Annotated in this window: 21 protein-coding genes; 5 read left to right on the plus strand and 16 right to left on the minus strand. The window is 74.2% G+C overall.

Features of this window, described 5'->3' with window-relative positions:
* The first annotated feature begins 108 nt into the window (after positions 1 to 108).
* Complete coding sequence (locus AC0693_RS21145; protein ID WP_478802540.1) at positions 109 to 396, plus strand: HAD family hydrolase; 288 nt, start codon at positions 109 to 111, stop codon at positions 394 to 396.
* Here the strand turns inward: AC0693_RS21145 and AC0693_RS21150 are convergent.
* The 14 genes from AC0693_RS21150 to AC0693_RS21215 all read right to left on the minus strand — a co-directional run bounded on the left by AC0693_RS21150 (position 345) and on the right by AC0693_RS21215 (position 14,649).
* The gene (locus AC0693_RS21150; RefSeq protein ID WP_356405530.1) at positions 345 to 1,100 is read right to left on the minus strand and encodes a sirohydrochlorin chelatase; all 756 of its coding nucleotides are present in this window, start codon (positions 1,098 to 1,100) and stop codon (positions 345 to 347) included. The genes AC0693_RS21145 and AC0693_RS21150 overlap by 52 nt on opposite strands.
* 7 nt (positions 1,101 to 1,107) lie before the next feature.
* Positions 1,108 to 2,010, minus strand: a complete 903-nt coding sequence (locus tag AC0693_RS21155) for an ABC transporter permease (RefSeq protein ID WP_469316543.1) — start codon at positions 2,008 to 2,010, stop codon at positions 1,108 to 1,110.
* Positions 1,997 to 2,797 (minus strand): ABC transporter ATP-binding protein, encoded by an 801-nt coding sequence (locus tag AC0693_RS21160; RefSeq protein WP_356405534.1) that lies wholly within the window; start codon positions 2,795 to 2,797, stop codon positions 1,997 to 1,999. Before AC0693_RS21160 ends, AC0693_RS21155 begins: the two co-directional genes overlap by 14 nt.
* Before the next feature lie 36 nt (positions 2,798 to 2,833).
* Entirely contained in the window at positions 2,834 to 3,982 is a 1,149-nt protein-coding gene (locus AC0693_RS21165) for an aliphatic sulfonate ABC transporter substrate-binding protein (RefSeq protein WP_478802541.1), read from the minus strand.
* A gap of 223 nt (positions 3,983 to 4,205) precedes the next feature.
* Entirely contained in the window at positions 4,206 to 5,561 is a 1,356-nt protein-coding gene (locus AC0693_RS21170; protein WP_469334079.1) for a sulfate adenylyltransferase subunit 1, read from the minus strand.
* Positions 5,562 to 5,563: 2 nt separating this feature from the next.
* Positions 5,564 to 6,502: a sulfate adenylyltransferase subunit CysD gene (gene cysD / locus AC0693_RS21175; RefSeq protein WP_469316539.1), complete on the minus strand. Its 939-nt coding sequence runs from the start codon at positions 6,500 to 6,502 to the stop codon at positions 5,564 to 5,566.
* Positions 6,499 to 7,044, minus strand: coding sequence for an adenylyl-sulfate kinase (gene cysC / locus AC0693_RS21180; RefSeq protein WP_356405654.1), 546 nt, complete (start codon positions 7,042 to 7,044; stop codon positions 6,499 to 6,501). Before cysC ends, cysD begins: the two co-directional genes overlap by 4 nt.
* Before the next feature lie 44 nt (positions 7,045 to 7,088).
* Positions 7,089 to 7,796, minus strand: coding sequence for a phosphoadenylyl-sulfate reductase (locus tag AC0693_RS21185; protein WP_469316538.1), 708 nt, complete (start codon positions 7,794 to 7,796; stop codon positions 7,089 to 7,091).
* A complete protein-coding gene (locus tag AC0693_RS21190; protein ID WP_478802542.1) occupies positions 7,793 to 7,972 on the minus strand; it encodes a hypothetical protein in 180 nt (59 codons plus the stop codon). The genes AC0693_RS21185 and AC0693_RS21190 overlap by 4 nt, the downstream gene beginning before the upstream one ends.
* Positions 7,969 to 9,672: a nitrite/sulfite reductase gene (locus tag AC0693_RS21195; RefSeq protein ID WP_478742820.1), complete on the minus strand. Its 1,704-nt coding sequence runs from the start codon at positions 9,670 to 9,672 to the stop codon at positions 7,969 to 7,971. The genes AC0693_RS21190 and AC0693_RS21195 overlap by 4 nt, the downstream gene beginning before the upstream one ends.
* Before the next feature lie 217 nt (positions 9,673 to 9,889).
* Positions 9,890 to 9,973, minus strand: a complete 84-nt coding sequence (locus AC0693_RS21200; RefSeq protein WP_309550570.1) for a putative leader peptide — start codon at positions 9,971 to 9,973, stop codon at positions 9,890 to 9,892.
* 855 nt (positions 9,974 to 10,828) lie between these two features.
* Entirely contained in the window at positions 10,829 to 11,392 is a 564-nt protein-coding gene (locus tag AC0693_RS21205; protein WP_468464764.1) for a GNAT family N-acetyltransferase, read from the minus strand.
* A 5-nt stretch (positions 11,393 to 11,397) separates the two neighbouring features.
* Entirely contained in the window at positions 11,398 to 12,651 is a 1,254-nt protein-coding gene (locus AC0693_RS21210; protein ID WP_469316685.1) for a GAF domain-containing protein, read from the minus strand.
* Positions 12,652 to 13,014: 363 nt separating this feature from the next.
* The gene (locus AC0693_RS21215; protein WP_356405549.1) at positions 13,015 to 14,649 is read right to left on the minus strand and encodes an acyl-CoA dehydrogenase family protein; all 1,635 of its coding nucleotides are present in this window, start codon (positions 14,647 to 14,649) and stop codon (positions 13,015 to 13,017) included.
* A 17-nt stretch (positions 14,650 to 14,666) separates the two neighbouring features.
* Here AC0693_RS21215 and AC0693_RS21220 point away from each other — a divergent pair, with 17 nt between their 5' ends.
* Together AC0693_RS21220 and rsgA are read left to right on the plus strand one after the other, a co-directional pair.
* Complete coding sequence (locus AC0693_RS21220) at positions 14,667 to 15,782, plus strand: YihY/virulence factor BrkB family protein (RefSeq protein ID WP_356405550.1); 1,116 nt, start codon at positions 14,667 to 14,669, stop codon at positions 15,780 to 15,782.
* A gap of 293 nt (positions 15,783 to 16,075) precedes the next feature.
* Entirely contained in the window at positions 16,076 to 17,185 is a 1,110-nt protein-coding gene (gene rsgA / locus AC0693_RS21225) for a ribosome small subunit-dependent GTPase A (protein WP_478802543.1), read from the plus strand.
* A gap of 672 nt (positions 17,186 to 17,857) precedes the next feature.
* On the opposite strand, the gene AC0693_RS21230 is transcribed toward rsgA, so the two are convergent.
* The gene (locus AC0693_RS21230) at positions 17,858 to 18,358 is read right to left on the minus strand and encodes a DUF456 domain-containing protein (protein ID WP_478802544.1); all 501 of its coding nucleotides are present in this window, start codon (positions 18,356 to 18,358) and stop codon (positions 17,858 to 17,860) included.
* A gap of 24 nt (positions 18,359 to 18,382) precedes the next feature.
* A complete protein-coding gene (locus AC0693_RS21235; RefSeq protein ID WP_478802609.1) occupies positions 18,383 to 19,360 on the minus strand; it encodes a helix-turn-helix domain-containing protein in 978 nt (325 codons plus the stop codon).
* 212 nt (positions 19,361 to 19,572) lie between these two features.
* Here AC0693_RS21235 and AC0693_RS21240 point away from each other — a divergent pair, with 212 nt between their 5' ends.
* Both AC0693_RS21240 and AC0693_RS21245 read left to right on the plus strand, forming a co-directional pair.
* Positions 19,573 to 23,346 carry a S8 family peptidase gene (locus AC0693_RS21240; RefSeq protein ID WP_478802545.1) on the plus strand — a complete coding sequence of 1,258 codons (3,774 nt, stop codon included), beginning with the start codon at positions 19,573 to 19,575 and terminating at the stop codon, positions 23,344 to 23,346.
* 630 nt (positions 23,347 to 23,976) lie between these two features.
* Positions 23,977 to 25,278, plus strand: coding sequence for a protein phosphatase 2C domain-containing protein (locus AC0693_RS21245; RefSeq protein WP_478802546.1), 1,302 nt, complete (start codon positions 23,977 to 23,979; stop codon positions 25,276 to 25,278).
* The last annotated feature ends 17 nt before the right edge of the window (positions 25,279 to 25,295 follow it).

Consider the following 25,295-nt stretch of genomic DNA (forward strand, 5'->3'; position numbering starts at 1 on the left):
CGGGCCGGACCCGGCCGGGGCGTACCGGGTCGCGCTGCGCACCCGCCCGAAGCGGCCCCGCACCCGGTGCGCGCAGTTCGAGGTGACGAGCGTCCAGGCGCCGCGGCGGTGACCGAGGGCAAGCCCTCGCCGGCGCCCTACCTGCGGGCCGCCGAACTGCTCGGCGCGGACCCGCGGGACTGCCTGGTGATCGAGGACGCGCCGTCGGGGGTGCGTGCGGGCCTGGCCGCCGGGACGACCGTGTGGGGGGTCAACACCGCTGACGCGGCGGACGGCGCGCACCGGCACTTCAGCACGCTCGCCGGGGCGGCCCCGGAGATCATCGCCTTCGCGCGCGGCGCGGCTCAGGCGGTCAGCGCGGGCACGCGGGCCGGGCTCAGCGCCGCCGCGTCGTAGCGGCGCAGCAGCAGCCGGGCCACCTCGGGGGCGGCGCCGAGCACCTCGGCCACCAGGTCGGCCCCGGCCGCCGCGGCGCCCGCCGCGATCCGGTCCGGCAGCCGCCCGGGGGCCAGGACGTACGGCGCCACCACCACCCGGTGGACGCCCTCGGCGCGCAGCGCCCGTACGGCGTCCTCCGTACGGGGCAGTGCCGCGGAGGCGAACGCGGGCCGCACGGCGCACCAGCCGGTGTGCCGCCACTCCCGCGCGATGTCAGCGATCACCGCGATCGCCTCCGGGTCGGAGGAACCGGCGGACGCGAGCACCACGCCGGTGGTGGAACGGTCGGCCGGACGCAGGCCGGCCTCCGCGAGCCGGCGCTCCAGGGCGCCGGTCAGCAGGGGCGAGGGGCCGAGCACGTCGGCCACCCGCACGGACAGCCCGGGCAGCGCGGCCCGGGAGCGCTCCAGCGCCGCCGGGACGTCCGCCTTCGCGTGGAAGGCGCGGGTCAGCAGCAGGGGCAGGGCGACGACGTCCCGCACCCCGTCCGCGTACAGGGCCGCCAGGACCTGCGGTACGGCCGGGGCGTTGAAGTCGAGGAACGCCGTCTCCACCCGCAGCCCGGGCCGCAGCGCCCGCACCCGCCCGGTGAGGGCGTGCACGGTCGCCGCGTGCCGCGGGTCGCGGCTGCCGTGGGCGATGACCAGCAGAACGGGACTCATGGCGGTGTCAGCTCTTGACCAGCAGACCGCGGGTGCGCAGCACCCGGCGCTCCAGCGGACTGAAGATGAGCAGGTCGATGGCGATGCCCACGAGCAGGATCAGGATGATCGCGAGGAACACCCCGGGCATGTCGATGTTGTTGCGGCCGTTCTCCAGCAACTGCCCCAGGCCCAGGCCCAGATCGGGCGACGAGGCGATGATCTCGGCGGCCATCAGCGAGCGCCAGGAGAAGGCCCAGCCCTGCTTGAGGCCCGCGAGGTAGCCGGGCAGCGCCGCCGGCATGACCACGTGCCAGGTTCCCCTGACGCCGGTGGCGCCCAGCGTGCGCCCGGCCCGCAGGAACAGCGGCGGGATCTGGTCGTGGCCCGCGACGAGGCCGTTGGCGATCGAGGGGACCGCGCCGAGCAGGATGACCGCGTACATCATGGAGTCGTTCAGGCCGAGCCAGATGACGGCCGGCGGCACCCACGCCACCGACGGCAGGGACTGCAGGCCCTGGAGGATCGGGCCGATCGCGGCGCGGACGAACTTCACCCGGGCGACCAGCAGGCCGAGCGGGGTGCCGATGGCCAGGGCCAGCAGGAAGCCGAGCAGACCGCGCGACACGCTGGTCCAGACGACCTCCAGCAGGGTGCCCTTGAGCCACATCGCGGACAGGCCGTCCCAGACCGCGGACGGCGAGGGCAGCTTGGTCTGGTCGGCGACGTGCGCGGAGACCAGCACCTGCCACACGGCGAGGACCAGGCCGACGGCGATGACCGGCGGCAGGACCTTCTTGACGAGGACCTCGCGCAGTGGCGTGCGGTGGGTCTGGACCGCGTCGAGCGCGTCCAGTCCGGCCTCCAGGCCGGCCAGGTCGTCGCTCGGGGCCTTGGCCGCGGCCGTTTCGGTGATCTCAGTGCTGGCCATGGCGGCGGATCTCCCCACGCAGGTGTTCAGTGATCTCGACGGACAGCTCCGCGACGTCCGGGTCCTCGATGCGGCGCGGCTGCGGGATGCCGACCGTCCACTCCTTGGCGACGCGGCCGGGCCGCGAGGAGAGCAGGACCACGCGCTGCGCGAGCCGGACGGCCTCGCGGACGTTGTGCGTCACGAAGAGGACGGAGAGGTTCGTCTCGGCCCAGATGCGGGTCAGTTCGCCGTGCAGCACGTCACGCGTGATGGCGTCCAGTGCCGCGAACGGCTCGTCCATCAGCAGCAGCCTGCTGTCCTGGGCCAGCGCCCGGGCGAGCGCCACGCGCTGGCGCATGCCGCCCGACAGCTCGTGGACGCGCTTGCCGTAGGCGCCGCCGAGGCGGACCAGCTCCAGCAGCCGCTCGGCCTCCGGACGGCGCTCGGCCTTGGCCACCCCGCGCAGCCGCAGGGCGAGTTCGATGTTCTTGCCCGCGGTCAGCCACGGGAAGAGGGCGTGCTCCTGGAACATCAGGGCGGGCCGGCCGCCGGGGGTCTCGATGGACCCCGCGGACGGCGCGTCCAGCCCCGCGACCAGGTTGAGCAGGGTGGACTTGCCGCACCCCGAGGCCCCCAGGATGGTGACGAACTCGCCGGGCGCGACATCGAGGCTGATGTCGTCCAGGACGAGCTGCGAACCGGCCGGGCCGGAGAAGGACTTGGAGACGTGCTCGATCCGCGCGGCGTGCGTCGCGGACGCCGTCGCCGCCGTGTCCTCGGCAGCCTTGGCGAGTGTGGTGGCCATGGTCGTCACCTCCTGGGGATCAACTGCGCTGACGGATTACTTGGCGCCGAGACCGGCGTCGGAGACCGCGGGCTTGCCGGCCGCCTTGAGCACCTTGTTCAGGAGCGACAGGTCGTAGATGCCGTTCAGGTCGGGCTGCTCGATGAGCTTGGCCTTGACCGCCCAGTCGGACTCCGTCTTCAGCGTGGCCGCCAGCGGGTCGTCGGTGACCAGGATGCTCGGCCACGCCGGGTCGATGACCTTGGCGTCGAGCTCCTTGCCGCTGAGGGTCTTCAGCGCCGCGTTCGCGGACGCCTTCGCCTTGTCCGGGTTGGCGTTGATCCACTCGTTCGTCTTGACGGTGCCGCGCAGCACGGCCTCGACCACGTCCGCGTGCTCCTTGAGGAACTTCTGCGACACGATGACGTTCGTGATCACGAACTTCTTGTCGGGCCACAGGGAGGTCTCGTCCAGGAGCACGGAGCCACCGTCGGAGACGAGCTTGGAGGCCGTCGGCTCCGGCACCCAGGCGCCGTCGATCGAGCCCTGCTTGAAGGCGTCGGGAGTGACCTTGTTGTCCGTACGGACGACGGAGACATCGCCCTTGCCGGACTCCGGGTCGACCTTCCAGCCCTTCTCCGAGATCCAGTTGAGGAACGCGACGTCCTGCGTGTTCCCCTTCTGCGGGGTGGCGATCTTCTTGCCCTTGAGATCGTCCAGGGTCTTGATCTTGTCCGGGTTCACGACCAGCTTCACGCCGCCGGAGGCCGAGCCGGAGATGATCCGCAGGTTGGAACCCTTGGACTTCACGTAGCCGTTGATGGACGGCGAGGGGCCGATGAACCCGATGTCGAGGGAGCCGCCGTTGAGGGCTTCGATCTCGGAGGGGCCCGCGTTGAAGGTCTGCGGCTTGATCGCGGTGCCGCCGAGCTCCTTGGCGATCAGGCCCTCCTGGATGCCGACGAGCGCGGTGGCGTGCGTCAGGTTGGGGAAGTAGCCGATGCGGACCTCGGAGGCCGACAGCTTCTCGGCGCCGGCGGGGGCGGCCTTGGCCCGGTCGGCGGCGGGCTCGTCCTTCGCGGCCTCGGAGCCGTAGCCGCAGGAGGCGAGCGCCCCGATCAGCAGGGGCAGTGCGGCGGCGGCGACGGCGCCGCGGCGCAGGCCGTTACGGGAGGGCGCGGTGCGGGTGGTGCGGATGGCAGGCACGGGAGGTGTTCCTCTCGTTGCGTCGTGATCTCACGACGCACGTCTTCGTCTACGGAGCGGGGGCGGGTACGGCTCGTGGAGCGCGTGGGGGGTGTGGGCGCGCAAGCGGTGCGCGTACGTCATCGCGCACATCGCGCCACCCCGCCCTGCCCGCTGCCGAGGACGCCGCTGCCCACGCGGCCGCCCTCTTTCGCGAAGGTCGAGTACATGTCGGTGGTCATGCTCAGAAGTCCCACCCTTCGTCATCCTGGGGGGCCTCGTCGGCGGGCTCGGCCCGGGCGGCGAAGGCCGCCCCCGCCATGCCCGCCGCCAGGGTGGTGCCGTCGGCCGGGTCGATCAGCAGGAAGGACCCGGTACGGCGCGAGGCGGCGTAGGCGTCGAGCGCGAGCGGCTCGGCGGTCCGCACGACCACGCGGCCGATGTCGTTGGCCACCAGCTGCCCGGGCTCCGGGTGCTGGGAGAGGTCGTCCAGGGTCAGCCGCGAGGGGATCTCCTTGACGATCGCCTTGACCGTGCGCGTGGTGTGCTTGAGCAGCACCCGGGCGCCCACGGCCAGCGGCTGGTCGGCGACGTGGCAGACCGTCGCCTCGACGTCCTGCGTGGTGGCCGGGGCGCTCGCGGACGGCGCGATCAGGTCGCCGCGCGAGATGTCGATGTCGTCGCTCAGCCGCAGCGTCACCGACTGCGGGGCCCAGGCGATGTCGACGCTCTCGCCGAGCGCGTCGATCCCCTCGATGGTGCTCGTGCGCCCCGACGGCAGGACGGTGACGGCCTCGCCGACGCGCAGCACGCCGGAGGCGATCTGGCCCGCGTAGCCGCGGTAGTCGGGGTGCTCGGCGCTCTGCGGGCGGATCACGTACTGCACCGGGAAGCGGGCCGGGCAGGCGGTGAGGTCGTGGCTGACCGGGACGGTCTCCAGGTGCTCCAGCACCGTCGGGCCGCCGTACCAGTCCATGTTCGCGGAGGGCTCCACGACGTTGTCCCCGGCCAGCGCGGAGATCGGGATCGCGGTGATCTCCGGGACGCCGAGGCCGGAGGCGTAGGCGGTGAACTCCTCGGCGATCGCCGCGAAGACCTTCTCCGCGTAGCCCACCAGGTCCATCTTGTTGACGGCCAGGACCACGTGCGGCACCCGCAGCAGCGCGGCGACCGCCGCGTGCCGGCGGGTCTGCTCGATCACGCCGTTGCGGGCGTCGACCAGCACCACGGCCAGGTCGGCCGTGGAGGCGCCGGTGACCATGTTCCGGGTGTACTGCACGTGCCCGGGGGTGTCGGCGAGGATGAACCGGCGCCGGGCCGTGGCGAAGTACCGGTAGGCGACGTCGATGGTGATGCCCTGCTCGCGCTCGGCCCGCAGGCCGTCGGTGAGCAGCGCCAGGTCGGGGGTGTCCTGGCCGCGCCGCGCGGACGCCGCCTCGACGGCCTCCAGCTGGTCGGTCAGGATCGACTTGGAGTCGTGCAGGAGGCGTCCGACCAGGGTGGACTTGCCGTCGTCGACGGATCCGGCGGTCGCGAAGCGCAGCAGGGTCGTCGCGGACGGATCGCCCAGGTCGGCGAACTGCTCGGTGGTGGCGGTCATGTCTAGAAGTACCCTTCGCGCTTGCGGTCTTCCATCGCGGCCTCGGACATCTTGTCGTCGGCGCGGGTGGCGCCCCGCTCGGTGAGCCGGGAGGCGGCGATCTCGGCGATCACGGCGTCCAGCGTGGTGGCGTCGGAGTCGACGGCGCCGGTGCAGGACATGTCACCGACGGTGCGGTAGCGGACCAGGCGCGTCTCCGTCGCCTCGCCCTCCTTCGCGCCGCCCCAGTCGCCGGCGGTCAGCCACATGCCGTGCCGCTGGAAGACCTCCCGCTCGTGGGCGAAGTAGATCTGCGGCAGCTCGATGCCCTCGCGGGCGATGTACTGCCACACGTCCAGCTCGGTCCAGTTGGAGAGCGGGAAGACGCGCACGTGCTCGCCCGCCGCGTGCCGGCCGTTGTACAGGTTCCACAGCTCGGGGCGCTGACGGCGCGGGTCCCACTGGGAGAACTCGTCCCGCAGCGAGAACACCCGTTCCTTGGCGCGGGCCTTCTCCTCGTCGCGCCGGCCGCCGCCGAACACCGCGTCGAAGCGCAGCCGCTGGATCGCCTCGGTGAGCGGGACGGTCTGGAGCGGGTTGCGTGTGCCGTCGGGGCGCTCGCGCAGCTTCCCGGCGTCGATGTACTCCTGTACGGACGCCACGTGCAGGCGCAGTCCGTGCTCGGCCACCGTGCGGTCGCGGTACTCCAGCACCTCGGGGAAGTTGTGGCCCGTGTCGACGTGCAGCAGCGTGAAGGGGACCGGCGCGGGGGCGAACGCCTTGAGCGCCAGGTGCAGCATGACGATGGAGTCCTTGCCGCCGGAGAACAGGATCACCGGCTTCTCGAACTCGCCCGCCACCTCGCGGAAGATGTGCACGGCCTCGGACTCGAGGGCGTCCAGGTGGGACAGCGCGTAGGGCGCGTCCGCCTCGGCGTGGACGTGGGCGACCGTGGTGGTCATGCCAGACCCCTCTCGTTGAGCAGCGCGAACAGTGCCGCCGCGGACTCCTGCACCGACTGGGTGTGCGACTCGATCCGCAGGTCCGGTGAGTCCGGGGCCTCGTACGGGTCGTCCACCCCGGTCAGACCGGAGATCTCGCCCGCCGCCTGCTTGGCGTACAGGCCCTTCACGTCGCGCTCCGAGCAGACCTCGACCGGGGTGGCCACGTGGACCTCCAGGTACGTCGTCCCCTCGGCGGCGTGCCGCTTCCGCACCGCCTCCCGGCTGTCCGCGAACGGCGCGATGACCGGGACCAGCGCCTTCACGCCGTTGCGCGCGAGCAGTTCGGCGACGAAGCCGATCCGCTGCACGTTGGTGTGCCGGTCCTCGCGGGTGAAGCCCAGCCCGGCGGAGAGGAACTCGCGGATCTCGTCCCCGTCGAGCACCTCCACCCGGTGGCCCTCGCCGCGCAGCCGCTCGGCCAGCGCGCGGGCGATGGTGGTCTTGCCCGCGCTCGGCAGCCCGGTCAGCCACACGGTGGCGCCCTGGTCGCTCACGCTCATCTGCTCGTTCTCCGTCGGTTCCGTACGGTTCGCGGACTCGGTCATCAGCCGTGCAGTCCGCATTCGGTCTTGCCGCGCCCGGCCCAGCGGCCGGCCCGCGCGTCCTCGCCCGCCGCCACGCGGCGGGTGCAGGGGGCGCAGCCGACGGAGGCGTAGCCGTCCGTCAGCAGCGGGTTGGTCAGTACGCCGTGCTCGGCGACGTAGGCGTCCACGTCGTCCTGGGTCCAGCGGGCGATGGGGGAGACCTTGACCTTCCGCCGCTTCTCGTCCCAGCCGACGACGGGCGTGTTCGCCCGGGTCGGGGACTCGTCGCGGCGCAGCCCGGTCGCCCACGCGTCGTACGCCGTCAGGCCCTCTTCCAGCGGCTTGACCTTGCGCAGCGCGCAGCACAGGTCCGGGTCCCGGTCGTGCAGCCTCGGACCGTACTCGGCGTCCTGCTCGGCGACGCTCTGGCGCGGCGTCAGCGTGATGACCCTGACGTCCATCACGGCCTCGACCGCGTCCCGGGTGCCGATGGTCTCCTCGAAGTGGTAGCCCGTGTCGAGGAAGACCACGTCCACGCCGGGGCGGGCCCGGGAGGCGAGGTGGGCGACCACCGCGTCCTCCATCGAGGAGGTCACGGCGAACCGCGGGCCGAAGGTGTCGGCCGCCCAGCGCAGGATGTCCAGCGCGGAGGCGTCCTCCAGGTCGCGGCCGGCCCGCTCGGCCAGCTCGCGCAGTTCGGCGGTGCGTGCGTCCTGAACCGTCGTCATATCTCTTCCCTTCCACCACTACCGGTGCGAAGTCCGCGGGACAGCAGCCCGAGGTACTTCAACTGGAAGGCCCGGTTGCAGGACCGGCATTCCCAGGCGCCGTGGCCCTGTTCGTTCGGGAACAGGTCCTCGTCGCCGCAGTACGGGCAGTGGAACGGGGCGGCGCGCTCGCTCATGCCAGGCTCTTCTCGTCTGCGCGCGCGACCCAGGACGCGAAGCGCTCGCCGTCCTCGCGCTGCTCCTCGAAGCGCGTGACGACCCGCTCGACGTAGTCGGGCAGACCGGTCGCGGTGACCTTGAGGCCGCGGACCTTGCGGCCGAAACCGGCCTCCAGGCCCAGCGCGCCGCCGAGGTGCACCTGGTAGCCCTCGACCTGGTTGCCGTCGTCGTCCAGGACCAGCTGGCCCTTGAGACCGATGTCCGCCACCTGGATACGGGCGCAGGCGTTGGGGCAGCCGTTGATGTTGATGGTGAGCGGCTCGGCGAAGTCCGGCAGACGGCGCTCCAGTTCGTCGATCAGCGAGGCGCCGCGCGCCTTCGTCTCGACGATGGCCAGCTTGCAGAACTCGATGCCGGTGCAGGCCATCGTGCCGCGGCGGAACGGGGACGGCTTGACCCGAAGGTCCAGCGCCTCCAGCGCGGCGACGAGGGAGTCCACCTGGTCCGCCTCGATGTCCAGCACGACCATCTTCTGCTCGGCGGTGGTGCGCAGCCGGCCGGAACCGTGGCGCTCGGCCACGTCCGCGATCTTCGTCAGGGTGGCGCCGTCCACGCGGCCGACCCGGGGGGCGAAGCCGACGTAGAAGCGGCCGTCCTGCTGCTGGTGCACGCCGACGTGGTCGCGCCACTGGCCGGTGGGCTGCTCGGGGGCGGGGCCGTCGGTCAGCTTGCGCTGCAGGTACTCGTCCTCCAGCACCTGGCGGAACTTGGCCGGGCCCCAGTCGGCGACGAGGAACTTCAGCCGGGCGCGGGTGCGCAGGCGGCGGTAGCCGTAGTCGCGGAAGATCGAGATGACGCCCTCGTAGACGTCCGGGACCTCTTCCAGCGAGACCCAGGTACCCAGGCGCACACCGAGCTTGGGGTTGGTGGAGAGGCCGCCGCCGACCCAGACGTCGAAGCCGGGGCCGTGCTCGGGGTGGTTCACGCCGACGAAGGCGACGTCGTTGATCTCGTGCGCCACGTCGAGCAGCGGCGAGCCGGAGACGGCCGACTTGAACTTGCGGGGCAGGTTGGAGAAGTCCTTGTTGCCCACGATCCGGCGGTAGATCTCCTCGATGGCGGGGGTGCCGTCGATGATCTCGTCCTTGGCGATGCCGGCGACCGGCGAGCCGAGGATGACGCGGGGGCAGTCACCGCAGGCCTCGGTGGTCGACAGGCCGACCGCCTCCAGGCGGCGCCAGATCTCCGGGACGTCCTCGATGCGGATCCAGTGGTACTGCACGTTCTGCCGGTCGGTGAGGTCGGCGGTGCCGCGGGCGAACTCCTGCGAGACCTCGCCGATCACGCGCAGCTGCTCGGTCGTCAGGCGGCCGCCGTCGATGCGGACGCGGAGCATGAAGTACTCGTCGTCCAGCTCCTCGGGCTCCAGGATCGCGGTCTTGCCGCCGTCGATCCCGGGCTTGCGCTGGGTGTAGAGGCCCCACCAGCGCATCCGGCCGCGCAGGTCGTTGGGGTCGATCGAGTCGAAGCCGCGCTTGGAGTAGATCGTCTCGATGCGCGTCCGCACGTTGAGACCGTCGTCGTCCTTCTTGAACTGCTCGTTGCCGTTGAGGGGCGTGTGGTGGCCGACGGCCCACTGGCCCTCGCCGCGGTGGCGGCCGGGCTTGCGGCGCGCGGCTGCGGGGGCGGCTGCGGGCGTTTCGGGGGTGGCGGCCATGGCGGTACGTCCTTCTGTGGCGGCTCGAAGCAGGGGCGGGCGGAGCGGCGTTGCCCCGCGGCTTCGACCTGCGGTGATGCGCGTCGGTGCGCGGACAGGTGCGGCGGATCGCGCCCCCCTTCGCCGGTGGGCGGGGGCGGTTCTCGGCCTGCGGGGGCTTGCGGAATCGGCGCGTCCGCGGAGGCGGCGGCGACGAGGTGCGGCGGGGCTGGTTCCGTCAGCTCGCCGGACAGATGGCGCTGGACATGCGGCCGAGGTCGACGTGCCGCCGACTCACCAAGGCAATTCCAGCTCCATTCATGGCGGAAGCGTGGCATGGGCCTGTTGGAGGAGTCCACTACTGTCCAGCATCCGGACGAATGCGTCCCGCATCCCGAGACGTGTGTCCCGGGTCACGTCCCGGGGGCCGAGCCGGACCGCGCCGGGGGACACCGCCCCGGGCCCCGGCGGCGCGAGGAGCCCGGGGGTCCGGGGGCGGAGCGGCTCCGCAGTCCGATCGAGGGTGCCTCCGGCGGCGCCTCAAACGCCGGCGAGGCTGGATTGCCGCCCGTGGCGGTCCGGTCACGGCACGGGGGTGGCTGGCCGGGTCGAACCCCGTGGCGCCTCCGGCGGCGCCTCAAACGCCGGCGGGGCTGGATTGCCGCCCGTGGCGGTCCGGTCATGGCACGGGGGTGGGGTGGCTGGCCGGGCCGAACCGTCTGCGGCCCCCAATCCCCCCGGGGTGCCTCCGGCGGCGCCTCAAACGCCGGCGGGGCTGGGAGGGTGCGCTGCAACCGGGGGCTGCTCAGGCCGATCACCGGGACCCGGCCACCGTCGTCGCTGGGAGCCTCCGGCCATCCCAACCTCGTCGGTCGGGAGCCCCCGGCCGCCCCCAGCCTCGTCGGTAGGAGCCCTCGGCCACCCCAGCCCCGCCGGCGTTTGAGGCGCCCCCGGAGGGCAGTCCGGGCGGGCGTCCGCGGAGGCCCCCGGCCACCTCCAGCCTCGCCGGTGGGGAGCCCCCGGCCACCCCAGCCCCGCCGGCGTTTGAGGCGCCCCCGAAGGGGAGGCCGGGCCGCGGCCGGGGTGTCGACCGGCGCTCCCCCGTCAGGGGATGCGGGGCCCCGGGGCCAGGGGGAACGGGCGCACCCCGCCAGGGGTCAGGCACCCCCGCCAGGGGTCAGGCGCCCGGCCAGGGGCCCGGGGTCGGAGTGGCGGGCTTGGGTTCGGTTTCCGTGCGGAAGAGGCGGAACCCCCGCCGCAGGTAGTTGTCCATGGCCGTCGGCCCGTCCTGGCTGCACGTGTGCAGCCACACCCGCTTCGTCGGCTCCCGCTCCGGCCAGCGGACCGCCAGGTCCCACGCCCGGGCCACCCCCACCGACAGCAGGTGCCCGCCGATCCGCCGCCCCCGGAAGTCCGGCAGCAGGCCGAAGTACACGATCTCCACCACACCGTCGTCCTGCGGGTCGAACTCCACGTACCCCGCCGGCGTCCCCCGGTCGTAGGCCACCCAGGTCTCCACCCCCGGACGCCCCAGCTGCTCCACCCACTGCGCCCGCGTCAGCGACAGCCGGTCCGTCCAGTGGATGTCACCGCCCACCGACGCGTACAGGAAGCGGCTGAACTCGGGCGAGGGGACCTCCGCGCGCGAGATCGTGATCTCGGAACCTGGAACGGCCGCCGGTACGAGGTCGTCCGGCGAGGTCATCTCCAGGGACCAGGTGGTGAGGGTGAGGGTGCTCATGCAGGTCAGGGAATCACATCCCCGGCCCGCCGCGCCCTGGCCACCGCCGGGGCACTGGAATGCGGCAGGAGGTCGGCGGGCCGCTCCGGCCGGACCACCTCCACCTCCACGTCCTCCGCGAACCGGTACGGCCGGTGCGTCAGCACCCCGGCCAGGTGGCGCCGTACCCGCGACATCTCGGCCCGCACCGTCACCGTCCGCGTCGCGTCCCCGAACAGCTCCAGCGCCAGCTCCGCCGCCGACCGCCCCCGCGGGCTGTCCGCCAGCAGGAACAGCAGCTCCGCGTGGCGCGGGCTCAGCTCCTGGGTCCAGCTGCCCGCCGCCCCGTACACCGTCGCCGACCAGGCCCGCGGCCGGCTCAGGTCCAGTACGACCCGGCCCGCCGCCGCGCCCGTACGGGCCTCCGCGACCCGCAGCAGCCAGCCGCCCGGCAGCGGCTCCACCACGCAGTCGCCCAGCTGCGGAACCCACTGCCGCCCCGGTCCGAAGGACTTCGCCAGCGACACCCGCTCCACCGGCGCCAGCCCGGTGACCGCGGCCGTCCAGCCGTGCGGGTCCACCGCCAGCGCCCGCCCCGGCAGCCGCGCCAGCAGCGGAGCCGCCACCGCCCGCAGCCCCTCCAGGGACTCCAGGTGGCGGATCCGCAGCTCCCGCTCCGCCAGCCGCGCCACCGAGGCCACCCAGGTCAAGGTGGCCGGGTGCATGGTGGCGAGCGGCCCGCTGACGTCGATCACGCCCAGCAGCTGCCCGTCGCGCGGATCGTGGACGGGCGCGCCCGCGCACGTCCAGTCGTGGTGACTGGAGACGAAGTGCTCCGCCGAGAACACCTGGACGGGCCGCCGCGTGACCAGGGCGGTGCCGACCCCGTTGGTGCCGACCACCGCCTCGTCCCAGTGCGCGCCCACCCCGAAGCCCAGCCGGTCCGCCCGGCGCAGTATCGAGGCGGCGCCCTCCCGCCACAGCAGCCGCCCGTCCGCGTCGGCGATCACCATGATGTGCAGCGCTTCGTCCAGGGCGGGCAGCAGCCCCTCGCGCAGCACCGGCAGCAGCGTCCGCAGCGGCGACACCTGCCGCCGCTCCTCCGTCTCGGCGGCCGACAGCATCCGCGAGCGGGCGTCCCGGTCGGGGTGCACCCCGACCTCCATCATCCGCCGCCACGAGGCGGCGATCTCGGGGCGCGGCGCGGCGGGCGGCCGGTCCCCGGCGAGCGCCGCCGCCCGGACGCCCCTGAGCAGCCGGGCCGCGGCGCGCGCGTCCATGGCGGCGAGCCGCGCCACGTCGACCGCGCCCCCCGCGGTACCCGAGCCGCCTGCAGTGGTTGCCACAGGATCCTCCTGAATGAAGCCGGACCGTGCGTTGTGGACTGCCGCGCGGGCCGGCGCGGCGCCGTACGGACCACACCGCCGCCCGCGCCACTGGCCCCACAGCGGACCCACAGGTTGCAACGGTACGCAACCCTCGCCAAGTGCCGGTCGCCCGACCGAAACTGTGCGTCACGCCGACAGGCGGCGTGAAGGCTCCTCCTCGGGGCTGCCCGGAGCAGGCGTGGTGCCGAGTCGGCGCGGCGCCGCCCTGCTGCGGAGACGGGCCGGATCCGGCTCGGAGTGGTTTGGGGACCGCTCCTAGCCCGTGATCCGCGCCCGTTCGACCACCGCGCCCAGGTCAAGGCTGTGCGGCAGCGTCCCGAAGGCGGCCCCCCAGTCCCCGCCCAGGCGCGAGGCGCAGAAGGCGTCGGCGACCGCGGGCGGCGCCCAGCGCACCAGCAGGGAGCCCTGCAGGACCAGCGCCATCCGCTCCACCACGCGCCGGGCCCGCGCCTCGATCCCCTCCAGGTCGGCCAGCTCGGTCAGCAGGTCCTTGACCGCCGCGTCGAGGCGGTGGTCCGCGCCCCGGGCGAGGCCGACCTCCTGGAGGAACGCGTTCAGCGCCTGCGGTTCGCGCTGGAGCGCCCGCAGCACGTCCAGCGCCTGCACGTTGCCCGAGCCCTCCCAGATCGAGTTCAGCGGGGACTCGCGCAGCAGCCGCGGCAGCCCGGACTCCTCGACGTACCCGTTGCCGCCCAGGCACTCCAGCGCCTCCGCGACGGCCGGGGTGCAGCGCTTGGTCACCCAGTACTTCGCGGTGGGGACGGCGATCCGCAGGAAGGCGCGCTCCTGCTCGGTGCCCGCGTCGTACGCCGCCGCCAGCCGCAGCGTCAGCACGGTCGCCGCCTCCGACTCCACGGCCAGGTCCGCCAGCACGTTGCGCATCAGCGGCTGGTCGAAGAGCTTCGCTCCGAAAGCGGAGCGGTGCTCCGCGTGGTGCACGGCCTGCGTCAGCGCCTGCCGGATCAGCGAGGCCGACCCGATCACGCAGTCCAGCCGGGTCGCGGCGACCATCTCGATGATGGTGCGCACCCCCCGGCCCTCCTCGCCGACCCGCCGGGCCCAGGTCCCGTCGAACTCCACCTCGCTCGACGCGTTCGACCGGTTGCCGAGCTTGTCCTTCAGCCGCTGGATCGCGAACACGTTCCGCGTCCCGTCCGCCAGCACCCGCGGCACCAGGAAGCAGGTCAGCCCGCCCGGTGCCTGCGCCAGGACGAGGAAGCCGTCGCACATCGGGGCCGAGCAGAACCACTTGTGCCCGGTCAGCAGGTACTCGCCGGACGCGTCCAGCGCCACCGCCCGCGTGGTGTTGGCGCGCACGTCGCTGCCGCCCTGCTTCTCGGTCATCCCCATGCCGAAGAGGACGCCCGGCTTCTGCGCGGCCGGGCGCAGGCCCGGGTCGTAGACGTGCGAGGTGAGCCGCGGCTCCCACTCGGCGGCCAGCTCCGGGTCCGCGCGCAGCGCGGGCACCGCCGCGTGCGTCATGGAGACCGGGCAGCCGTGCCCCGACTCGGCCTGCGACCAGACGAAGAACCCGGCGGCGCGTCGCAGGTGGCCCGCCTCCCGCCCCCAGGCGTCGGTCAGCCCGGCGCTCACCGCGCGGTCGAGCAGCCGGTGCCAGGAAGGGTGAAAGTCCACTTCGTCGATCCGGTTCCCATACCGGTCGTGTGTGCGGAGCTTCGGTGGGTTCTCGTTCGCCTGGGCACCCCATTCCTGGGCCTGCGCGGAGCCCGCGGCGAGCCCGAGCGCGGTGAGTTCTTCCCTTGCCTCCCTGCGGAGTTCGGGGGCGAGGTGCCGCTCCACGCCCTCCGTGAGGGCGCGGTCGCCCCCGTAGACGTCGTGCCCGACCAGGGGTGGTGCCTGGTTGCTGACTGTGTGGGTGGTGGCTGCCATGCCGATACGGTAAGGAGGTGCAGCCAGCAAATGAAACACCCGAGCGGCCTCCGGGGCGGCTCCACCGGGCCAGGGCCCTCTACCGCAACGTCTCCAAGCGCAAGATGGCCTGGCTGCTGCTCAAGGACACGGTCAATTCGTGCATCGAGTACCGGATCCTGGGACTCGCGGCCGAAGCGGCGTTCTTCACGCTGCTCTCGCTGCCGCCGCTGTTCCTGGGCCTGCTCGGGCTGGTCGGCTACGTGGACGGCTGGAGCGGCACCACCTCGGTCCAGAGCATCGAGGAGAACATCCTGCGAGCGGTCGGCACCGTGCTCTCCGACCGGGGCGTCAACGACATCGCGCGGCCCATGCTGGACGACGTGACCCGCCAGGCCCGCCCCGACCTGATCTCGCTCGGCTTCGCCTTCGCCCTGTGGTCGGGCTCGCGCGCCGTCAACGTCTTCGTCGACACCATCACCGTCATGTACGGGCTCGACGGCCAGCGCGGCATCGTCAAGACCCGGCTGCTGGCCTTCGTGCTGTACGTCGTCGCACTGCTGGTCGGCTCGATCGTGCTGCCGCTGCTCGTGGCGGGCCCGGACGCCGTGGTGCGGTGGGTGCCCTGGGGGACGGAGGTGGTGGCGGTGCTGTACTGGCCGACCGTCACCCTGCTGTCGATCGTCTTCCTGACCACGCTCTACCACGTGTCCGTACCGGTGCGCTCGCCGTGGATCGAGGACGTGCCGGGGGCGCTGGTCGCCCTGGCCATGTGGGTGCTCGGGTCCTTCCTCCTGCGGATCTACCTCACGAACACGGTCGAGGGACCGACGATCTACGGCTCCCTGGCCGCGCCCGTCGCCATCCTGCTCTGGATCGGCATCTCGGCCTTCGCCGTCCTCGTGGGGGCCGCCGTCAACGCGGCGATCGACCGCGTCTGGCCGTCCGTGGCGACGGCGGCGGCCCGCGAGGCCAACGAGCGGGTGCGGGAGGCGGAGGCCGCCCAGCTGATCGCCCGTGCGGCCGCCTGGCGGGCCCTGGCCGAGGGCGAGTCGGAGGACGACGAGGACGCGGGAATGCCGTCCGAGTTCCCCGAACGCTGGTCCAAGTTCCTGCCGCCGGAGGACTACTCCTCCCGGCTGCGCAAGCACTAGCCGCGCGGACATCTGCAAGTCTCGCTGCCCGCCCGGGGCGTTGAAATAAAAAGGGTTGGCGCGGGGGCGCGGGCGCGCGCTACCGTGAAGCCGTTCACGCCGAGTGGACCGGAGCCGCTGCGTGCGGATCCGCACGTCACAGGAGGTGAGTCCATTGATGACTGTCGTCGAGCAGGGCACTGCCCGCACTCAGGAGTTCATCAATCTCATTCCTGTGGTCTCCGGCTGACCTTCACCGCACTTCCGCGCGCAGCGCGCGCGTCCTGCCGGGGCCACCCTGTGAAGGGTTCCCCTTGTCTTCCTCTGCCTTCCCGCAGATCGCTTCCCTCTCCCACGCCCTCGGCGCCTACGGCTGGGACGACGCCTGGGCCGCCGAGTTCGCACCGTACGCCGAGCAGGGCCTCGTGCCCGGCCGCGTCGTCCGGGTCGACCGCGGCCAGTGCGACGTCATGACCGCGGACGGGATCGTCCGCGCCGACACCGCCTTCGTCACCCCGCACGACCCGCTGCGGGTCATCTGCACCGGTGACTGGGCCGCCGTCGAGGCGGCCGGCAACCCCCGTTACGTCAAGGCGTACCTGCCGCGCCGGACCGCGTTCGTACGGTCCACCTCCTCGCAGCGCTCCGAGGGGCAGATCCTCGCGGCCAACGTCGACCACGCGATCATCGCGGTGTCGCTCGCCGTCGAGCTGGACCTCGGCCGCATCGAGCGCTTCCTCGCCCTCGCGTGGGAGTCCGGCGCGCAGCCGCTGGTCGTCCTGACCAAGGCGGACCTGGTCCCGGACCCGGTCACCCTCGCGCACCTCGTGGAGGACGTGGAGACCGCGGCGCCGGGCGTCGGCGTCCTCACCGTCTCCTCCGTCACCGGCGAGGGTACGGACGTCCTCACCGCCATCGTCGCCTCCGGGACCAGCGTGCTGCTCGGCATCTCGGGCGCGGGCAAGTCCACCCTGGCGAACGCGCTGCTCGGCGAGGAGGTCATGGCGGTCCGGGCCGCCCGTGACGTCGACGGCAAGGGCCGCCACACCACGACGACCCGCAACCTGCTCGCCCTGCCGGAGGGCGGGGTCCTGATCGACACCCCGGGCCTGCGCGGCGTCGGCCTCTTCGACGCGGAGGCGGGCGTCGGGCAGGTGTTCTCCGAGATCGAGGAGTACGCCGCCCGGTGCCGCTTCCACGACTGCGCGCACGAGGCGGAGCCGGGGTGCGCGGTGCTGCGGGCGGTGGAGGAGGGGGCGCTGCCGGAGCGGCGGCTGGAGAGCTACCGGAAGCTGCTGCGGGAGAACCAGCGGATCGTGGCGAAGACGGATGCGCGGCTCCGCTCCGAGATCCGCCGCGACTGGCGCATCAAGTCGGCCGAGGGCCGCGCCAACTACGCCGCCAAACGAAGCGGCCGCCCCTGACCCCCGCCCCGGGGGCCGACCTCCCGGCCCCGGGCCCCCATCCGGGGGCTTGGTGCCGGGGCGGCACGGCCCACTGCACCGACGGGGGCGAAAATCCAGCCTCGCCGGGGCTGGGGGCGCCGGGCCGCTCGGCCCCTTTCGCCGCCGGGGGCGCACATCCAGCCTCGCCGGCGTTTGAGGCGCCCCCGAAGGGCCCTCGACCCGCACGGCGGGGCCGGATCAGCCACGAGGCAACCCCGCCGGGGACCGGGTGCTCGCCCGAGCCCTCACCCCGACCTCGGCCGGTCGTGCCCTCCGGGGGCGCCTCAAACGCCGGCGAGGCTGGGATGGCAAGGCTGGCCCCGGGCCGTCTCAAACGCCGGCGGGGCTGGGATGGCAAGGCTGGCCCCGGGCCGTCTCAAACGCCGGCGAGGCTGGGATGGCAAGGCTGGCCCCGGGCCGCCTCAAACGCTGGCGGGGCTGGGATGGCAAGGCTGGCCCCGGGCCGCCTCAAACGCTGGCGGGTCTGGGATGGCGGGGCTGGCCCCGGGCCGCCTCAAACGCTGGCGGGGCTGGGATGGCGGGGCTGGCCCCGGGCCGCATCAAATGCCGGCGGGGCTGGGGTGGCGGGGCTGGCCCCGGGCCTCTCAAGCGCTGGCGGGGCTGGGATGGCGGCGCTGGCCGCGGGCCGCCTCAAGCGCCGGCGGGGCTGGGGGTGGTCGCCACCACCGCCAGCCACGCCCCGGTCACCAGGAGGCACGCGAACAGCTCCACCAGCACGCTCGTCCCCACCGCCCGCATGACCGCCCGCAGCGAGGTCACCGCCTCGCCGTGGGTGCCCAGGCGGCGCCGCTCGCACAGGTAGATCCCGCCGATGAAGCCCGGCACCGCGCCCAGCACCGGCACCAGGACGAAGCCGAGGAAGGCGCCCGCGCCCGCGTACACCGCCATCCGCCGGGTGACGCCCACCCCCCGCAGCCGCCGCGGCGGGAGCTGCCACTTCACCACCTGGACCACCAGCAGCAGCGCCGTCGCCGACACCAGCAGCGACCAGGCGGGCGCGGTCCGCTCGTGCATCGCCCACCACAGCACGCCCGCCCAGACCAGCAGGGTCCCCGGGACGCCGGGCACCAGCACCCCGAGCACCCCGAGCAGCAGCACCAGGCCCACCAGGAGCAGCTGAGGCAGATCCATCTGATCAGCGTGACCGACCGGGGGCTATCGGGCCACCCAGCCCCGTTCGTACGCGTGCCAGCCCAGCTGCATCCGGGTCGTGACCCCGGCACTCTCCATCAGGCCCTTGACCCGGCGCTGCACCGTCCGCAGCCCCAGCTCCAGGTGTTTCGCCACGCTCGCGTCGGTCATCCCCACCAGCAGCAGCGAGAGGATCTCCAGGTCCGTGGCGTCCGGGCCGCCGCCCGACTCGTCGATCCCGCCGCCCGCCCCCAGCCGCAGCGGGAGCGCCTCCCGCCACACCGCCTCGAAGAGTCCCATCAGGGATTCCAGCAGGCCCGACGCGTGCACCACCAGCGCCGCCGGTTCGGCGGTGCGGGCCGTCAGCGGCACCATCGCCAGGCTCCGGTCCGCGATCACCAGCTTCGTCGGGACCTCTCCCGTCACCCGGACCCGCTCGCCCCGGCCCAGCGCCGTCGAGGCCTCCCGCAGCCCCCTCGGCAGGGTCAGCACCTCGCGCTCGATCACCACCCGGTAGTCGACCCCGCGCACGGCGGCCCGTTCCTCCGCCTCGTTCTCCGTGCCCGTCATCACCTGCGGCCGGCCGGTGACCAGCGCGCACACCTCCTCCACCGCGCCCAGCTGGAGCTGCACGAAGCGGTGCGCCACCGCGCTCGCGCCCGTCACCACCTCCACCAGGTCGTGCACCGCCGGCTCCGCCGCCTCCGCCCGGTACTCCTCGGCCAGCAGGACCGCGGCCAGCTCGGCCTGCTCCAACTCGTGCCGCTGCTGGGTGAGCAGGGCCCCCAGCGCCACCCCGGGCGGTGCGGCCACCCAGCGGCCGGGGCGGGCCGAGGACTGCGCGGCCAGGCCGTGGCGCTCCAGGTGCCGCAGGGCCCGTTCGGTCTGCGGCACCGGCAGGGCCAGCCGGTGGGCGAGGTCCGGTACCTCCGCCGCCCCCAGCGCGACCAGCGCGCGGTACGCCGACTCCTGGCCCTCGTCCAGGCCTACGGCACCCAGCAACCCGTCCACCCCACTCTCCACCCGGTCCCAGGCCGCCCGCTCTGGCGGGAAACGGCCACGGCGCAAACCCGCCGTGGACATCATCACCGCACCCACCGCCTCTCTGCCAAGGTGACGCCACCGCAGCACCACCAACCGCCGGCCCGAAGCCCTCCGCGCGGCAACTTTGCCGTGCAATGGGCCCGTTGGCCGGAATTCACCTGGGGAGAGCGATGCGCCCGATATCGCGTACGGCAGTGGGGGTGGCCACGGCGGCCGTCCTCGCCGTCACAGCCGTCGGCACCTCGGCGGCGCAGCCGAGCGAGGGCGGGCCGGCGAAGAGACCGCTGACCGGCAGCGGGGCGGCCGCCGGGCAGCCCACCGGACCGGTGACCGTCACCCTGGTCACCGGCGACCGGATCCTGGTGTCCACGGACGCCACCGGCCGTTCCGCAGCCGCCGCCCTGCCCCGGGAGGACGGCACCCAGCCGCTCGTGCAGACCCGGCAGTCCGGCAAGGACGTCTACGTCTACCCCGAGAGCGCGGTCGAGGCGCTCGCGGCGGGCACCGTCGACGAGCAGCTCTTCAACGTCACCGGCCTGATCCGGCAGGGCTACGACGACGCGCACGCCAAGAAGCTGCCGCTGATCGCGGTCTACGACGGCCTCGACACGGCGCGCAGCGCCCCGGCCGCCCCGCGCGGCGCCGAGCGTTCCCTGGTCCTCGGTTCGATCGGCGCGGTCGCGCTCTCGGCCGACAAGGCGCAGGCTGCCACCTTCTGGTCGGACGTCACCGCGAAGGCCGCCGCCCGCACGCGCGGCGCGGGCGGCCTGAAGAAGCTGTGGCTCGACGGCAAGGTCCGGGCGAACCTGGAACGTTCCACCCGGCAGGTCAACGCACCCGCCGCCTGGGCCGCCGGATACGACGGCTCCGGCGCCACGGTCGCCGTCCTGGACACCGGCGCCGACCTCGACCACCCCGACCTCAAGGGCCGCGTCGCCGAGTCGAAGAACTTCACCGACTCTGACACCGACGCCGACCGCCAGGGCCACGGCACCCACACCACCTCCACCGTAGGCGGCTCGGGTGCGGCGAGCGGCGGCGCCAAGAAGGGCGTCGCCCCCGGCGCGCGGCTGCTCAGCGGGAAGGTCCTCAACGACTCCGGCTCCGGCCTGGACTCCTGGATCATCGCGGGCATGGAATGGGCCGTCGCGAGCAAGGCCGACGTCGTCTCCATGAGCCTGGGAGACCCCTCCCGGACCGCCTGTGACGACCCGATGAGCGCCGCCGCCGAGCGGCTCGCCCAGAGCGGCGGCACCCTGTTCGTCATCGCCGCCGGCAACTCCGGGCCCGGCGACAACACGGTCTCCTCGCCCGGTTGCACGCCCGGCGTGCTGACGGTGGGCGCGGTCGACCGCGACGACACCACCGCCTCCTTCTCCAGCCGCGGGCCGGCCGGCCTCGCGCACACCCTCAAGCCGGAGATCGCCGCCCCCGGCGTCCAGATCTCGGCCGCCGCCATGGGCGGCCGCGGGGTGTACGCCTACCAGGCCATGTCCGGTACCTCGATGGCCACCCCGCACGTCGCGGGCGCCGCGGCCATCGTCAAGCAGCGCCACCCGGACTGGACGGCGCAGCAGGTCAAGGCCGCGCTCGTCGGCTCCGCAGAGACCGGGATCCCGGGCGACGTACGCGAGACCGGCGGCGGCCGCCTCGACGTGCAGCGGGCCATCGGGACCACGGTCACCTCCGCCCCCGCCGTGCAGGGCGGCGCGTACAACTGGCCGCAGGACCGGAGCGACCGGACCACCGTGACCGTTCCGTACACCAACACCGGCGGCGCGCCGGTCACCCTCCGGCTCGGCGTGGAACACCTCACCGGCAACGACGGCTCCGCGGTCCGCAGCCAGGTCGCCCGCCTGGACCGGCGCGAGGTGACCGTCCCCTCCGGAGCCACCGTCACGGTGCCCCTCGCGCTGGACCCCGCGGCCCGCCTGGAGCGCGCCCAGTACGGCGACGTCACCGGCCGGGTGGTGGCCACCGGCCCCGGCGGCCTGCGCGTCTCGACGCCCTTCTCGCTGTACGTGCAGCCCGAGACCGTCACCCTGCGCGTGAAACTGCTCGACCGGGTGGGCAGGCCCGCCGCCGGACCGTCCTCCCTGGACGTCATCGGCACCGACGACGCCAGCGGCGAACGCCGGTTCAACGACGGCTCCGCCGACCAGGTCTACCGGCTCCGCCCGGGCTCGTACTTCCTCTCCTCCTTCGTCGCCACCCCGGACGCGGGCGGCGCAGAGAACGCGCTGGTCGACTCCCTGACCTATCTCGGGCGCCCGCAGGTCGAGTTGAGGAAGGACACCACGATCGTGCTGGACGCCCGCACCGCCGGGCGGCTCGCGATCGAGGCCGACCGGCCCACCGAGACCCGCGGTGCCACGCTCGCCTTCGCCCGCCACTGGGACCCCAACTGGCTGCACGCCGGCACCGCGATGGGCGGCCGCACCATCCGCGGGTTCTACGCCTCCGTCGAGGGCCGGGCCACCGAAGGCGGCTTCGAGTTCGGCAGCTACTGGCGGCAAGCCGCGCCCCTGCTGGCCGAGTTGAAGGTGTCCGGCGGCCCGGTGCTGCACCCCCTCACCGCCTCCACCGGCAGCGACAACCTCGACGGACGCGGCAGCGCCCCGCTCGTCGACGCGGGCGCCGGCACCCCCGCGGAACTGGCCGCGGCCGGCGCGCAGGGCGCGATCGTGCTGGTGAAGACCGGCGACGGCTCGCTGTACGACCTCGCCGAGGATGCGAAGGCGGCCGGTGCCAAGGCCGTCCTCGCCCACCGCGACGCCCCCGGCCGCTGGGTCGGCTTCAACGGCTACACCGGCGGCCCGCTGCCCGCGCTGTCCATCGAGACCGCCGAGGCCAAGGCGCTGCTCGCCCGGCTCGCGCGGGGCAAGGTGACGTTGACCTGGCAGGGCACCGCGAAGAGCCCGTACGTCTACAACCTCGCCCAGACCGAGCAGGGCACGCTGCGCGGCGACCGGACCTACCGGGTGCGCGACCGCGACCTCGGTACGGTCCGCTCCACCTACCGCGCGATGGGCGTCGACTCCGCCTACATGGACCTGACCGGCGCCTACCGGCCGCTGGGCACGGCCGTGTCCTTCGGCTCCCTGGACACCGTCGCCGTCCCGGGGGAGCGCACCGAGTACTACACCGCCGGGGACACCGCCTGGGACCACATGGTCTCCAGCAGCTTCCCCTGGGGCGAGCTGATGACCGACCAGCAGCGCACCCACACCAAGGGCGGCCGGCGCTCCGAGACCTGGTACGACGGGGTGATCGGCCCGGTCGCTGCCCGCGACGCGAGCGGCAAGCCGCTGCTCGCCGCCGAGCGGCAGGGCAACCTGATCGGCTTCTCCTCCGCGATGTGGGGCGACAGCGGCCACTACGCGCTGCCCGGATCCTTCGGTGACATCGGCGGCCTGACGCTCACCCGCGACGGCGTGGAGATCGGCACCGGCTGGTACCCGAACGCGGGGGTCTTCGAGGTCCCGGCCGAAGCGGGGACGTACGCGCTCACCCAGACCCTGGAGAAGATCGGCGGACCGGCGCGCGACTGGCAGCGCTCGCAGGGCGTACGGACCACCTGGACCTTCCGCTCCGCGCTCGACGCGTCGGCCTACTCGACGGGCCTGCCGGTCCTCTTCCCGGCGCTCACCCTCCCCGAGGACGGCCTGAAGACCCTCCCCGCCCGGAACGGGCAGCGCATCGGGCTGGGAGTCACCGGGCACGCGGGTTACGCGCCGGGAGCCCTCGCGAGCGCCAAGCTGTCCTACAGCTACGACGACGAGCACTGGACGCAGGCTCTGGTCGGCGAGCGGGACGGCCGCTGGAGCGCGGTCGTCGACCACGCGGGCGCGGCCGGCAAGCCGGTCTCGCTCCGGGTCGAGCTGACCGACGCGAAGGGAGCCACCGTCACCCAGACGGTCGCACGCGCCTACGACGTCCGGTAACCCGTTCGGCGCCAGAGGGCAAGGGGTCCGCCGGGCAGTAGCCCGGCGGGCCCTTTTCCGCGCGTTCCGCGTTTTCCGCCGCCCCGGGCGGCCGACACTAGGGGCATGAGTCAGCAGGGGGACGCGGACAACTGGTGGCAGAAGCTCTACGAGGACCCGGCCGGGCCGGAGCCGGGACCCACCGGTTCCGCCGCCCCCGCCGATCCCGCCGACACGCTGGACAGCCGCTTCAGCTCGGCGTCGGTGCTGGTGGGAGAGGTACCACCGCCCCGCGATCCGGCCCCGGCACCGGGCCCAGCGCCCGGCCCGCTGCCGGGGGCACGGTCCGGCCCGCTGCCCGGCCCAGCGCCCGGCCCGGTGCCGGGCACCCCGACTGGCCCGTTGCCCGGTGCGCGGTCCGGCCCGGAGCTTGACGCGGGGTCTGACCCGCTGCCCGGTGCGGGGTCCGACCGGGTGCCCGGTGCGCGGTCCGGTGCGGTCTCCAGCGCGGGGGCCGGCCCGCGGCTTGATCCGGGGTCCGGCCCTGCGCTTGAAGCCCCTTCCGGGCCGCCGCCCCACGAGGTGTCCGGCCCGGAGCCGGGCGCCGGGCCCGGCCCGGCGCCCGGCGGGGGGTCTGACCGGGTGCCGGGTGTGCGGTCCGGCGCGGTCTCCGGCCCGGGGTCCGGCCCGCAGCTTGATACGGCGCCCGGCACCGAGCAGGGCGCACGGTCCGGGCCGTTTCCCGGCACCGCGCCCGGCCCGCTGCCCGGTGCCCGGCCCGGACCGGTGCCCGCCGCGCCGTCCGGCGCGGAGCCGGGGGGCGAGGGGGCGGGCGCCGCCGCGCCGACCGGGTACGCGCTCGGGGACACGGCCGTGCCGCCCGTGCCTCCGCCGCTTCCGCCCCCGCCGCCGGTGCCTCCGCTGCCCGCGGCGCCGCCGACGGCCGTCGTACCGGAGCCCCGCCGCGGCGGACCGGGGCACGCCGACCCTCGCCGCCCCGCCCCGGGCCCCGCCGGGCCGCCGCCCGTACCGCGCCCCGAGGTGCGCCACCTGGGGGACCGGGCGCCGACGTACGCCGCGGAGCCCGGCGCGCTGCCCGTGGCCGACCCGGGCGCCCTCGACGCGCTCGTGCCCGACACCGTCCTGGAGGGCGCCCGGTACGGGACCTACACGCTGCGGGCCGCCTCCGTGCGCGGCGACTCCGCCCGCTTCCGCGCCGAGCCGCGGCGCGACGTGCTGCTCACCGCCCGCTTCGGCGGCGGTGACGACGCGCTGGTGCTGGTCGCCCTGGCGGGCGGGGCCCGCGGCGCGCCCGGCGCGCAGGACGCCGCCGCCGCGGTGTGCCGCTGGGTCGCGGCCGCCGTCGGCCGCAGCCGGGCCCGCCTGGCCGACGACATCCGGGCGGGCCGGCGCGACGCCCTGCGCTCGGGCCTGCAACGGCTCACCGACCGCGGGTACGGGCGCCTGCGGGCCCGCGCCGCCGAGCTGGGGCTGCCCGAGGAGGGGTACACGGCCGGTCTGCGCGCGCTCCTCCTCCCGGTCGACCCCGAGTGCCGCACCCGGGTGTGCTTCGGGGCGGGGACCGGCGGACTGTTCCGGCTGCGGGCGGGGCAATGGGAAGACCTGGAACCGGCGGGACCGGGCCCCTCACCAGCCGGAGCCCCCGCGCCCGCGCCCGCCGCGGCGCTGCCCGGACCGGCCTCCGCGCCGGGGGAGCCCGCCGGCCCCGGATTCCGGTTCCGCGCCACCGTGGCCCGTCCGGGGGACACGCTGCTGCTCTGTTCCGGCGGACTGGCCGAACCGATGCGGGAGGAGGCCTCCCTGCCCGCCGAGCTGGCCGCGCGCTGGGACGGCGCGGATCCGCCGGGCCTCGCGGCCTTCCTCGCGGATACCCAGCTCCGCCTGAAGGGGTACGCGGACGACCGCACCGCCGCCGCGGTCTGGGAGGCGTAACCGGCCCGGCCGTGCGT

This window comes from Streptomyces sp. NPDC043876 (assembly GCF_056435825.1).

Coding starts and splice junctions, on each gene's coding strand:
- AC0693_RS21150 (WP_356405530.1), bottom strand. CDS start 1,100: ATGAGTCCCGTTCTGCTGGTCATCGCCCACGGCAGCCGCGACCCGCGG.
- AC0693_RS21155 (WP_469316543.1), bottom strand. CDS start 2,010: ATGGCCAGCACTGAGATCACCGAAACGGCCGCGGCCAAGGCCCCGAGC.
- AC0693_RS21160 (WP_356405534.1), bottom strand. CDS start 2,797: ATGGCCACCACACTCGCCAAGGCTGCCGAGGACACGGCGGCGACGGCG.
- AC0693_RS21170 (WP_469334079.1), bottom strand. CDS start 5,561: ATGACCGCCACCACCGAGCAGTTCGCCGACCTGGGCGATCCGTCCGCG.
- cysD (WP_469316539.1), bottom strand. CDS start 6,502: ATGACCACCACGGTCGCCCACGTCCACGCCGAGGCGGACGCGCCCTAC.
- cysC (WP_356405654.1), bottom strand. CDS start 7,044: ATGAGCGTGAGCGACCAGGGCGCCACCGTGTGGCTGACCGGGCTGCCG.
- AC0693_RS21185 (WP_469316538.1), bottom strand. CDS start 7,796: ATGACGACGGTTCAGGACGCACGCACCGCCGAACTGCGCGAGCTGGCC.
- AC0693_RS21190 (WP_478802542.1), bottom strand. CDS start 7,972: ATGAGCGAGCGCGCCGCCCCGTTCCACTGCCCGTACTGCGGCGACGAG.
- AC0693_RS21195 (WP_478742820.1), bottom strand. CDS start 9,672: ATGGCCGCCACCCCCGAAACGCCCGCAGCCGCCCCCGCAGCCGCGCGC.
- AC0693_RS21200 (WP_309550570.1), bottom strand. CDS start 9,973: ATGAATGGAGCTGGAATTGCCTTGGTGAGTCGGCGGCACGTCGACCTC.
- AC0693_RS21205 (WP_468464764.1), bottom strand. CDS start 11,392: ATGAGCACCCTCACCCTCACCACCTGGTCCCTGGAGATGACCTCGCCG.
- AC0693_RS21210 (WP_469316685.1), bottom strand. CDS start 12,651: ATGGACGCGCGCGCCGCGGCCCGGCTGCTCAGGGGCGTCCGGGCGGCG.
- AC0693_RS21215 (WP_356405549.1), bottom strand. CDS start 14,649: ATGGCAGCCACCACCCACACAGTCAGCAACCAGGCACCACCCCTGGTC.
- AC0693_RS21230 (WP_478802544.1), bottom strand. CDS start 18,358: ATGGATCTGCCTCAGCTGCTCCTGGTGGGCCTGGTGCTGCTGCTCGGG.
- AC0693_RS21240 (WP_478802545.1), top strand. CDS start 19,573: ATGCGCCCGATATCGCGTACGGCAGTGGGGGTGGCCACGGCGGCCGTC.